This is a genomic window from Streptomyces sp. NPDC059456 (assembly GCF_042750055.1).
Classification (GTDB): Bacteria; Actinomycetota; Actinomycetes; order Streptomycetales; family Streptomycetaceae; genus Streptomyces.
Map to the genome: position 1 here is coordinate 1 of NZ_JBHYVA010000019.1, position 7,045 is coordinate 7,045.

Below are 7,045 nucleotides of genomic sequence, written 5' to 3' on the forward strand. Positions count from 1 at the left end.
TCCCGGGCCCCGCTCAGGCGTCCGGGGTGTCGTCCTCCTCCGGGGGCGAGGGGTCCTCGCCCGACGGGTCCGGCTTGCGCTTGGGGGGCCGCGTCAGCCCGCTGGAGGTGTCCCGCAGGTACGACCCGTCGCCCGGCTCCGCGCCGGCGGACGGATCCCGCCGCCGCAGGTACCGCTCGAACTCCCGCGCGATGGCGTCGCCCGACGCCTCCGGCAGATCGGCCGTGTCCCGCGCCTCCTCCAGCGTCTGGACGTACTCCGCCACCTCGCTGTCCTCCGCGGCCAGTTGGTCCACCCCGAGCTGCCACGCCCGCGCGTCCTCCGGGAGTTCGCCCAGCGGGATCCGGATGTCGATCAGATCCTCCAGCCGGTTCAGCAGGGCCAGCGTCGCCTTGGGGTTCGGCGGCTGCGAGACGTAGTGCGGGACCGCGGCCCACAGGGACACCGCGGGCACCCCGGCGTGGGTGCAGGCCTCCTGGAGGATGCCCACGATCCCCGTCGGGCCCTCGTACTTGGTCTCCTCCAGGTCCATCGTCCGCGCCAGGTCCGGGTCCGAGGTGACCCCGCTGACCGGCACCGGCCGCGTGTGCGGGGTGTCCCCGAGCAGCGCGCCCAGGATCACGACCATCTCCACGCCCAGTTCGTGCGCGAAGCCCAGGATCTCGTTGCAGAACGACCGCCACCGCATGGACGGTTCGATGCCCCGAACGAGGACGAGGTCACGCGGCTTCGCGCCGCCGATCCGCACCACCGACAGTCTCGTCGTCGGCCACGTGATCTTCCGTACCCCGTTGTCCAGCCACACCGTCGGCCGGTTGACCTGGAAGTCGTAGTAGTCCTCGGCGTCCAGCGCCGCGAAGACCTCGCCCTTCCACTCCCGGTCCAGGTGCGCGACCGCGCCGGAGGCCGCGTCACCCGCGTCGTTCCAGCCCTCGAACGCGGCCACCATGACCGGGTCGATCAGCTCGGGCACGCCCTCAAGCTCGATCACCCAGGTCTCCTTCCGAAGTTCCTTGCGTACGTGGGTCAGCCTAAGCCTTGAGACGACACGAGCCACAGCCCACGACAGAGGGGCGGTTCCCCTCGGAACCGCCCCTCTTCCCCACCTGCGTACGAGCTATGCCTTGCGGCTCAGCATCTCCTCGACCCGCGCGCGCACGGAGTCGTCGTCCAAGCCGCGGACCGTCACGGTGGTGCGTCGGCGCAGGACGTCGTCGACCGTCTCGGCCCACTCGTTGTCCCGGGCGTAGGCGACCTGCGCCCAGATCTCCGGACCGTCCGGGTGGATCCGCTCGGCCAGCGCCGGGTCCTCGTTCGCGAGGCGCGCGATGTCGAAGGCCAGCGAGCCGTAGTGCGAGGCCAGGTGGCGGGCGGTCAGCGGGTCCATGCGCGCGCCGGGATCGCGGTCCACCAGCAGGCGGTGCGCGACGGCGTTCGGGTTGGCGACACCGGGCAGCGGGACCCGGCGCACGAGCGACTTGACCGGCTCCATGTCGTCGGTGAGGGGGCTGCCGGGCAGCTTCGCCAGCTTGTCCATGACCACGCGGCCGATGTGGCGGTACGTGGTCCACTTGCCGCCGGCCACCGACAGCATGCCGCCGGCGCCCTCGGAGACGACCGTCTCGCGCTTGGCCTTCTCGACGCCGCCGGGGCCGCCGGGCAGCACCCGCAGGCCGGCGAAGGCGTACGTCATCAGCGAGCGGTCCAGGTCGGCGCCCTTGATGGAGAAGGCCGCCTCGTCCAGGATCTGCTGGATGTCCTTCTCGGTGGCGCGCACGTCCGCCGGGTCGCCCTCGTACACCTCGTCGGTGGTGCCGAGCAGCAGCTGGTCCTCCCACGGAAGGGCGAACGTGATGCGGTACTTGTCGATCGGGGTGGCCATGGCGGCCTTCCACGGCGACTTGCGCTTCATGACGATGTGCGCGCCCTTGGAGAGGCGGATCGACGGCATCGAGTGCTTGTCTTCCATGCGCCGCAGGTGGTCCACCCACGGGCCGGTGGCGTTGAGCACGACGCGCGCGTCGATGCCGAACTCGGTGCCGTCGAGGCGGTCCTTGAGCTCGGCGCCCGAGACCCGGCCGCGCGTCATGCGCAGGCCGGTGACCTCGGCGTGGTTGAGGACGACGGCACCCGACTCGACGGCCGCGCGGACCGTCATCACGGCGACGCGGGAGTCGTTCATCTGGTGGTCGTAGTAGACCGCGACGGCCTTCAGGTTGTCCGTCTTCAGGCCGGGGTTGTCGGCGGCGGCACGGGCGGGGGATATGACCTTGCCCATGCCGTCGCCGAAGGCCGAGAGGGCGGAGTAGGCGAAGACGCCCGCGCCCAGCTTGGCCGCACCCACCGGACCGCCCTTGTAGACCGGCAGGTAGAACGTGAGCGGGTTGACCAGGTGCGGGGCCACGTCCTTGGCCAGGACCCGCCGCTCGTGGTGGTTCTCGGCCACCAGCTTGACCGCGCCGGTCTGCAGGTAGCGCAGACCGCCGTGGACGAGCTTGGAGGAGGCGGAGGAGGTGGCGCCGGCGAAGTCGCCGGCGTCCACCATGGCAACCCGCAGACCCGACTGCGCGGCGTGCCAGGCCACCGAGGTGCCCAGGATTCCACCGCCGATGACCAGCAGGTCGTACGTGGCCTTGGCCAGCTGCTCGCGGGTCTCGGCGCGGCCCGGGTTCGAGCCGGCGGTCGGGTGCGTGCCCAGCGCGGGAACGCTCTGCAGGGTGCTCATATCTCTTAGCTCCTCGTCGATTGACTCAGCTGGTGCGTCAGCTGGCGTCTTCGTCGTCGATCCAGCCCATGGACCGCTCGACGGCCTTGAGCCAGTTCTTGTACTCGCGGTCCCGCTGGTCGGCGGGCATCCGCGGGGTCCACTCCGCCGCGCGGCGCCAGTTGGCGCGCAGGGCGTCGGTGTCGGGCCAGAAGCCGACGGCCAGGCCGGCGGCGTAGGCGGCGCCGAGGCAGGTGGTCTCCGCGACCATGGGACGGACCACGGGGGCGTCCACGAAGTCGGAGAGGGTCTGCATCAGCAGGTTGTTGGAGGTCATGCCGCCGTCGACCTTGAGGGCCGTGAGCTCGACGCCCGAGTCCTTGGTCATGGCGTCGGTGATCTCACGGGTCTGCCAGGCGGTGGCCTCCAGGACGGCACGGGCGATGTGCGCCTTGGTGACGTACCGGGTGAGGCCGGCGATCACACCGCGGGCGTCGGAGCGCCAGTACGGGGCGAACAGGCCGGAGAAGGCCGGCACGAAGTAGGCGCCGCCGTTGTCCTCGACCGAGAGCGCGAGCGTCTCGATCTCGGCCGCGGTCTTGATCATGCCCATCTGGTCGCGCATCCACTGGACGAGCGAGCCGGTGACGGCGATGGAGCCCTCCAGCGCGTAGACCGGCTTCTGGTCGCCGATCTGGTAGCCGACCGTGGTCAGCAGGCCGCTGTAGGAGTTGATGACCTTGTCGCCGGTGTTCATCAGCATGAACGTACCGGTGCCGTACGTGGACTTTGCCTCGCCCTCGGCGAAACACGTCTGGCCGAACAGCGCGGCCTGCTGGTCACCGAGCGCCGAGGCGACCGGGACACCGGCGAGGACGCCGTCCTTGACGTGGCCGTAGACCTCGGCGGAGGACCTGATCTCGGGGAGGACGTTGAGCGGGACGCCCATCGACTCCGCGATCTTCTCGTCCCAGGCCAGGGTGTGCAGGTTCATCAGCATGGTGCGCGAGGCGTTGGTGACGTCGGTGACGTGCACGCCGCCCTGGGCACCGCCGGTGAGGTTCCAGATGACCCACGAGTCCATGGTGCCGAAGAGGATGTCCCCGGCCTCGGCGCGCTCGCGCAGGCCCTCGACGTTGTCGAGCAGCCAGCGGACCTTCGGGCCGGCGAAGTACGACGCGAGGGGCAGGCCCGTCTCGCGGCGGAAGCGGTCCTGGCCGACGTTGCGGCCGAGCTCCTTGCACAGGGCGTCGGTGCGGGTGTCCTGCCAGACCAGCGCGTTGTGCACCGGCTCGCCGGTGTGACGGTCCCACAGGAGGGTGGTCTCGCGCTGGTTGGTGATGCCGACGGCCTTGACGTCGGCGGCGGTGATCTCGGCCTTGGCGATGGCGCCGGCGACGACCTCCTGGACGTTGGTCCAGATCTCGGCGGCGTCGTGCTCGACCCAGCCCGGCTTCGGGAAGATCTGCTCGTGCTCCTTCTGGTCGACGGCGACGATGCGGCCGTCGCGGTCGAAGACGATGCAGCGGGAGGAGGTGGTGCCCTGGTCGATCGCGGCGATGAACGGGCCGGTGCTGGTGGTCATGTGGCTGCTCCTGGCAGGTCTCTGGGTTGGCGAATCAGGGGGCGGTGCGGATCTTGCGATTCGTGCCGATGCTGATCAGGCGAACGCGATGTTGTACAGACCGCCGGCGAGTGCGGCACCGACGAGCGGGCCGACCACCGGGATCCAGGAGTATCCCCAGTCGGAGCCGCCCTTGTTGGGAAGCGGCAGCAGGGCGTGGACTATTCGGGGGCCGAGGTCGCGGACCGGGTTGATGGCGTAGCCGGTCGGGCCGCCGAGCGAGAGGCCGATGCCGACGACGACGAACGAGGTGATCAGGACGCCGATGACGCCGAGGCCCTTGCCGTCGGCCTGGAGGCCCTGGGTCAGGATCGCCAGGACCAGGACGGCCGTACCGATGATCTCGGTCGCGAGGTTCTGGACGACGTTGCGGATCTCGGGGCCGGTGGAGAAGACGCCGAGGACCGGGCCGGCCTGGTCGTGCGGGTGCGGGTCCTCGGGGCCGAGCTTGGCGTCACGGATGTGCTCGGGGTCCGAGAGGTGCGCGGCGAACTGTCCGTAGTAGGTGACCCACATCAGGACCGCGCCGAGCATGGCGCCGAGGAGCTGTCCGGCGAAGTAGACCGGAACGTCGCTCCAGTCGCTGTTCTTGATGGCCAGGCCGACGGTGACCGCCGGGTTGAGGTGCGCACCGGAGAGCGGGGCGGACACGTAGGCGGCGATCAGAACGGCGAAACCCCAGCCGAACGTGATCGCGAGCCAGCCCGCGTTGCGGGCCTTGGAGCTCTTGAGCGTCACGGCGGCGCAGACGCCACCGCCGAGCAGTGTGAGCAGGGCGGTACCGATGGTCTCGCCGATGAAGATGTCGGAGGTGGACACCCGCGACTCCTTTGCCTTGCGTCCAGGGGGTGGCGGTCACCGGGTCCCGTCCGGTGTACCGCGCACTCGGTGAGTGGTTCACCGGTCCTTGGCCTTGCCACCCCACCCTAGCGCGTATTGCCGGTAGGTGTTCGACAATGCCGACCGATGAACGGCAGTTTTCCGCCCAGGTGAAGAACGCGTCAAGGGTTGGCCTGGCCAAAGTGTCGGATCGTTACCACTAGGTGCGATCAACCAAATCCGGCCAGCGGGTGGCCGGGATATGGCCACATGAAGGCAGAAAGCGGCCAGGCGATGGCCGAGAATGGCTGTAGGGGGTCTAGAACCGGCCCGCGCCGAGATCGCGTGAAACAGCGCGCGCACAGTCCCGTACGGACGCCACGAGGCTCGCCCGGGGCTCCCCGGCCTCCCCGCACACCCGCTCGACCGCACCCGCGACCGCCACCGCGCCCACCGGCATCCGCCGCCGGTCGTGGATCGGCGCCGCCACCGAGGCGATGCCGTCCCAGGTCTCCTCGACGTCCGCGGCCCAGCCGCGCGCCCGGGTCAGGTCGAGGATCTCCTCGAAGCCCGCGCCGTCGGTGACCGTCCGGGGCGTGAACGCCTCGCGCTCCGCCTCCAGGGCCTCGGTGTGGGCGACCGGGTCGAACGCGGACAGCACCTTGCCCAGGGCCGTGGAGTGCAGCGGCTGCATGGCCCCCACCTCCAGCACCTGGCGGCTGTCGTCCGGGCGGAACACGTGGTGCATGATCAGCACCCCGCTCTGGTGCAGCACGCCCACGTACACGCTCTCGCCGCTCGCCCGGGCCAGGTCGTCCGTCCACACCAGCGCGCGGGCGCGCAGCTCGTGCACGTCCAGGTAGCTGTTGCCCAGGCGGAGCAGCTCCGCCCCCAGCTGGTAGCGGCCCGAGGCGGGGTCCTGCTCGACGAAGCCCTCGGCCTGGAGCGTGCGCAGGATCCCGTGCGCCGTGCCCTTGGCCAGGCCCAGGGAGGACGCCACGTCCGAGAGGCCCAGCCGGCGTTCCCCGCCCGCCAGGAGTCGCAGCATCGCAGCGGCTCGTTCGAGCGACTGGATGTTCCGTGCCATCGCGCAGCCTCCTGCTGACGTAGTTCGACAATGCTGAACAGTATCGGTCGATGTCGACCTTGTGCATGGTTGGGCAACTGTTCAGGCCTCCGTCGGCCAGGACACCCCTGGCAGATCCCCGCGCACAGAATGCAGTCCGCCACGTGGGACGACCGCACCGGGGTTGCCACCTCGCGGTTACCCTGACCGCGTGCGCCCTTGACACAGCGAGGGTGCAAAGCCGACAGCCGTCGCACTCCAGGGAGCTCAACCATGGCCTCGTTGCCGAACCCGCCCGCAGACACCCAGACCCGGGCCGATGCCCTCCGAGAGGCGCTCGCCACCCGTGTGGTCGTCGCCGACGGGGCCATGGGAACGATGCTCCAGGCGCAGGACCCCAGCCTCGAGGACTTCCAGCAGCTCGAAGGGTGCAACGAGGTCCTCAACGTCACCCGCCCCGACATCGTGCGCTCCGTCCACGACGCGTACTTCGCGGTGGGCGTGGACTGCGTCGAGACCAACACCTTCGGTGCGAACTTCGCGGCGCTCGCCGAGTACGACATCCCCGAACGCAATTTCGAACTGTCGGAGTCCGGGGCCCGCATCGCCCGCGAGGTCGCCGACGAGTACACCGCGAAGACCGGGCGCCAGCGCTGGGTCCTCGGCTCCATGGGCCCCGGCACCAAGCTGCCCACCCTCGGCCACATCGACTACGCGACCATCCGCGACGCCTACCAGGTCAACCGCGGGGGGCGGCGCGGCCGCCGGGCGGCCCCCCCCCGCCGCGCGCCAACCCCCCGCCAGCAGGCCAACACAACCACACGCCTAACTC

General features: G+C 70.4%; 6 protein-coding genes. 1 reads left to right on the forward strand and 5 read right to left on the reverse strand.

Annotated elements, in window-relative coordinates:
• Window positions 1–13: 13 nt before the first annotated feature.
• From ACFXA3_RS03540 to ACFXA3_RS03560, 5 genes are all read right to left on the reverse strand, one after another.
• Window positions 14–991 (reverse strand): PAC2 family protein, encoded by a 978-nt coding sequence (locus tag ACFXA3_RS03540; RefSeq protein WP_385181323.1) that lies wholly within the window; start codon window positions 989–991, stop codon window positions 14–16.
• A gap of 126 nt (window positions 992–1,117) precedes the next feature.
• Window positions 1,118–2,725 (reverse strand): FAD-dependent oxidoreductase, encoded by a 1,608-nt coding sequence (locus tag ACFXA3_RS03545; protein ID WP_385181326.1) that lies wholly within the window; start codon window positions 2,723–2,725, stop codon window positions 1,118–1,120.
• 37 nt (window positions 2,726–2,762) lie between these two features.
• Window positions 2,763–4,289: a glycerol kinase GlpK gene (gene glpK / locus ACFXA3_RS03550; RefSeq protein WP_376195856.1), complete on the reverse strand. Its 1,527-nt coding sequence runs from the start codon at window positions 4,287–4,289 to the stop codon at window positions 2,763–2,765.
• A 75-nt stretch (window positions 4,290–4,364) separates the two neighbouring features.
• The gene (locus ACFXA3_RS03555) at window positions 4,365–5,147 is read right to left on the reverse strand and encodes an MIP/aquaporin family protein (protein WP_385181329.1); all 783 of its coding nucleotides are present in this window, start codon (window positions 5,145–5,147) and stop codon (window positions 4,365–4,367) included.
• 319 nt (window positions 5,148–5,466) lie between these two features.
• Entirely contained in the window at window positions 5,467–6,234 is a 768-nt protein-coding gene (locus ACFXA3_RS03560) for an IclR family transcriptional regulator (protein WP_385181332.1), read from the reverse strand.
• Window positions 6,235–6,486: 252 nt separating this feature from the next.
• Between ACFXA3_RS03560 and ACFXA3_RS03565 the strand changes: the two genes are divergently transcribed.
• Window positions 6,487–7,045 (forward strand): homocysteine S-methyltransferase family protein (locus tag ACFXA3_RS03565; RefSeq protein ID WP_385181334.1); only part of this gene is annotated, 559 nt, incomplete at its 3' end.